Source organism: Mycobacterium sp. (assembly GCF_032159775.1).
Lineage (GTDB): Bacteria > Actinomycetota > Actinomycetes > Mycobacteriales > Mycobacteriaceae > Mycobacterium.
The window spans coordinates 1-3827 of the sequence record NZ_JAVHWK010000016.1; the positions used below are offsets into that span (position 1 = coordinate 1).

At 65.6% G+C, this 3827-nt stretch carries 3 protein-coding genes; all 3 read right to left on the minus strand.

Going from position 1 to position 3827, the window contains the following annotated elements; genetic code table 11:
* On the minus strand, window positions 1-859 hold an 859-nt coding region (locus QOJ24_RS01525; RefSeq protein WP_526258416.1), incomplete at its 3' end, for a DUF5996 family protein.
* Between the two features lie 56 nt (window positions 860-915).
* Window positions 916-2517, minus strand: a complete 1602-nt coding sequence (locus QOJ24_RS01530; RefSeq protein WP_526258418.1) for an MFS transporter — start codon at window positions 2515-2517, stop codon at window positions 916-918.
* A 24-nt stretch (window positions 2518-2541) separates the two neighbouring features.
* A partial coding sequence (locus tag QOJ24_RS01535; protein WP_526258420.1) for an MMPL family transporter occupies window positions 2542-3827 on the minus strand: 1286 nt, incomplete at its 5' end.

A 3827-nucleotide genomic window follows, 5' to 3' on the forward strand; every position in this document is an offset into this window, starting at 1 on the left:
CCTCGTAGGTGCTCTGTAGGAAGTCGAGCAGCAGGGCGTCGGGGTCGTCGGCTTCTCGCACAGCGGTGTAGGGCAATGTGAACTCGCCAAGGGCTTCGTCGAACGTTGCTTGTGCCGGCGTCACGGATCCCTCGCGATATCCGGGCGGTTCTGGGTAGGCGTAGGAGTAGAAGACGCCCTCGCCGTCCGGGCCGGGCCAATATCCCGCGCTGCTCACTTCGTGGGAGTAGGCCTCCCACATCACGTGCGGACCGCAATTTGGCGCGCCGCCAGGGTGTTTGGGCGCTGTCCGGCCAGAGAACCTCGTCACCGCCAAGTCGAGCGCACCCCAGAAGAAGTGCACCGGGCTGACTTTGCCGATATAGCGCGACCGGAACTCCTCGAAGACGCGGTCCATCTGAACCAGCGCCAGCCAGAACCGGTGTGCTTGATCGCCGTCGTAGGCGACGTGTTGCTCGTCGGTGTCGAAGGGGATGGCGTCGGGAATCTCGACCGGCATCGTCCAGATCTCTGTGGACAGTCCCAGTTCGCCGAGCGCTGCCATGGCGTCGCGATAGAAATCGGCTATCGGGCCTGGCTTCAGCGGTATCGCCCGCCGATCACCGTTGGTGGTGGCGACGACCAGTTGATGGTCGAAGAAGTCGAAGTCGATCGAGAACCCTCTGTGGCCGTGAGGGATCAAGCCGGTCGTCAGACCGCGCGCCGACACGTACAGCACGACGTTCCACCAATGGCTCATCAGCGGCGTGTTCTCCATGCGCACCTTGCCGACGACTTGCGTCATCAGTTGCAGGGTGTCGCGGGTGTCGACCCACTGGGCCACCGGAATCTCGGGCCATCCCGAAGCGGAATCGGACATGTGCACCTCCTACTGCGTTGCAGGCACCAGCATTGCAGAGGCCAAGGCGGGGACCGTCAGCGCACGTCGCGGACAGCGATCAGATGGTGCGACACCGGCTCGTGGTCGACGAACTGCTCGACCGCCTGCTCGATCACCAGGTCCTGACCGGTCAGCCTCGTGTAGTGCTGGTGCAGATGCTCGCCCCACGATCGCACGACGAACGTCTCCACGAATGTGTGCTCGCGCTCGACGCTGCGGTACAGCCGCCACCGCGCCGCGCCGGTGCGTTGTCGCGAGCGGCCCATCGCGGTAACCGCCGTCAGGAATGCCGCCTCGTCCTCCGGTTCGACACGGTAGGTCGTCATCACCAGAACCGGACCGTCGAGCGGCTCGGGCTCGAACGTCAGCGTCGGCTCCGGCCAATGCGACGACGGCGTCAGATCGAGGTTGCCCGTGCGGGCGTGCAGCGGCCACCACAGCACCGAAAACGCGCACACTGCCAGCAGTCCTGCGCTGACGAGCAGGCTGACCACACTCGACGTCGCACCCGCGAGCACACCCCACACCAGCGAACCCAGCGCCTGCCCACCCATGAAAATCAGCTGATACACCGACAGCCCACGGGCGCGCACCCACCCCGGCAGGCTCAGCTGCATCGACGCGTTGAGCGTCGACAGGCACAACAGCCACGACGCCCCGCCGAACACCAACCCGACGAGCACCGCCGTGAAATTGGGCACCAGTGCCAGCACCACGGTCGACGCGGCGAAGCCCACCGCCGCCACGGTGAGCAACGCGTTCTGGCCGAAGCGCGACCGCAGCCTTGACAGCACCAGCGCGCCGAGCACCGCGCCAACCCCGAGCGCCCCCAGGAGCAGCCCGTAGCCCGACGACGACAGTCCCAGTCGATCTTTCGCGATCACCGGCAGCAGACCCCACAGCGCGCTTGCCGGCGCGATGAACAGCGCGGTCCGCAACAGGATGCGGCGCACGATGGGAGAGCGGCGGATGAAGCGACCGCCCGCACTCAGCGCCGCGAACGCGCCCTCCGCGGGGAACGTGTGCTCAATTGGCGGTTTCTTCCACGTGACGAGCACCATCACGATGCCCACAAAGGACACCGCGTTGAGCCCGAAAACGACCGTCGGCCCGGCCAGCGACACCAGGGCACCCGCGATCGCAGGCCCAATCGCCCGCGCACCGTTCATGCTCATGCTGCCCAGCGCTGCGGCGGCCGGAATCTGCTCAGGCGCAACGAGATCCGGCTGAATCGCCTGCCATGCCGGCGCTGTCAGCGCCTGCCCGCAGCCGATCAGGAACAGCAGCAACAGCAACACCGTCGGGGTTGTCAGCCCGGCGCCCGTCAGCGACGCCAGCAGCGCCACCGCCGCGGCCATCGCCGCCTGGGTCGCGATCAGCAGACGTCGCCGGTCGACCAGATCGGCGAGGACACCCGACGGCAGGGCCAGCAGCATCACCGGCAGCGTCGTCGCTGTCTGCACCAATGGCACCAGCACCGCGGCCCGCGGATCGCCGACCAGCATCCACTGCGCACCCACCGTCTGCATCCACGTACCCAGGTTGGAGACGAACTGCGCAATCCACAGCGCTCGGAACACCGGCGACCGCAGCGGGGCCCATGTCGAGCCCGCCTGCGCCGGTGTCGCGGAAGTCATCGACAGTCAGTCTTGCGCACCGCGTCAGAACAATGACAGCTGCCGGGTGTCCTCGTCGCCGAACTTCTGCGGCACCGGCCGGTTGCGCACCCGTACCGGCCACCAGAACCAGCGCCCGAGCAGCGCGGCGATCGACGGCGTCATGAACGATCGGACGATCAACGTGTCGAACAGCAGACCCAGCGCGATCGTCGTGCCGATCTGGCCCAGCACCAGCAGGTCGCTGAAGATGAACGACGCCATCGTGAACGCGAACACCAGCCCCGCCGCCGTCACCACCGACCCGCTGCCCGCCATCGACCGGATGATGCCGGTGTTGATGCCCGCGTGGATCTCCTCTTTGAACCGGGACACCAGCAGCAGGTTGTAGTCCGACCCCACCGCCAGGAGCAGGATCACCGCCAACGGCAGAATCACCCAGTACAACGGGATACCGAGCAGGTGCTGCCACACCAACACCGACAGGCCGACCGACGCGCCCAGCGACACCGCCACCGTGCCGACGATCACCAGCGCCGCGACGATGCTCCTGGTGATGAACATCATGATCAGCATGATCAAGGCCAGCGAGGCGATGCCTGCGATGATCAGGTCATAGTGCGCCATCTCCGAGATGTCTTTGTAGGTGGCCGCCGTGCCGCCGATGTAGATCTTCGATCCGGCCAACGGCGTACCCTTGACGGCCTCCTGCGCCGCGTTTCTGATCCCGTCGATGTGCGAAATGCCCTCTGGCGTAGCCGGATCCCCCTCGTGGGTGATGATCATCCGCGCCGCCTTACCGTCCGGCGACAGGAACAGCTTCAAGCCACGCACGAACTCCGGGTTGGTGAACGCTTCGGGCGGGAGGTAGAACGAGTCGTCGGTCTTCGAGGCGTCGTACGCCGCGCCCAACTGCGTCGAGTTCTCCAGTGCGGCCTGACTCTGGTCGTAGATTCCCGCGGTGGTGGCGTAGTTCGTCATCGTCAGATCGCGGTTGGTCTCCTGATTCTGGATCTGTGGCGGGATCAGCGAAACCAGCTTGGGCTGAAGCTCATCCAGCTTGGCGATGCTTCCCGAAACACTCGCCAGCTGATCGGTCAACTGGTTGATGCCGTCGAGCGCGTCGAACAGGGACCGCAGCGCGAAGCACACCGGGATGTCGAAACAGTGCGGCTCCCAATAGAAGTAGTTGCGCAGTGGCCGAAAGAAGTCGTCGAAGTTGGCGATCTTGTCGCGCAGATCCTGCGCCACAACGACGGTCTGTGCGAACGCCTCACTCTGCTCGTGGGTGATGTCGCTGGACTGCTGCTGCAACGCAAGCTGTTGCTTCA